This is a genomic window from Paraburkholderia ginsengiterrae (assembly GCF_001645125.1).
Taxonomy (GTDB): Bacteria; Pseudomonadota; Gammaproteobacteria; order Burkholderiales; family Burkholderiaceae; genus Paraburkholderia; species Paraburkholderia ginsengiterrae.
Window position 1 is genome coordinate 1 of the sequence record NZ_LXKA01000088.1, and the last position, 525, is coordinate 525.

Below are 525 nucleotides of genomic sequence, written 5' to 3' on the forward strand. Positions count from 1 at the left end.
CCCGGGAAACCGGCGATCAACGCGCTGCCAATGGTCAGATCCGGGCACATCTCGCGCCATTTCTTCACCCGCTCTATCACCTTCTCGGCGCTCCCCGGGCGCTTTATGCTCCTGACCACTCCCGGATGCGCGTGCTCCATCGGCACGTCCCGTCTCCTCACAACGTGACCCCCGCATGGACCTTCCCCCCCCTTCCGTCTCACTCCCTCTCTTCCCCCGCACCGCCACCCCCACTCCCCCCTTTCCTCTGCCCTCTTTTTTCGCGCACCGTCCCGCTCGTCCCGCCCCACTCCCACGACCTCCTGCCCCGCCCCATCACTCCCCGCTTCCCCTACCTCCCCTCCACCTCCACCACGTCCCCGACGCTGACCCGCGTCCACCCGCTCCCCGCCCCTCCCATCCCCACGCACCCCTGCGTGGTCGACCTCCCCGCTGAACACACGCCGGCACCGTAGCCCCCCCCGACTCCCGCGCACCCGGCCGGACGCCGTCCAGCGCCCACCGACCGTACCTGCACCCCCATAT

Annotated in this window: 1 pseudogene; it reads right to left on the reverse strand. The window is 70.1% G+C overall.

Annotated features, from left to right (window positions below):
- A pseudogene (gene rimO, locus A6V37_RS42080) lies at nucleotides 1-185 on the reverse strand (30S ribosomal protein S12 methylthiotransferase RimO); the annotation flags it as partial.
- Between the last annotated feature and the right edge of the window lie 340 nt (nucleotides 186-525).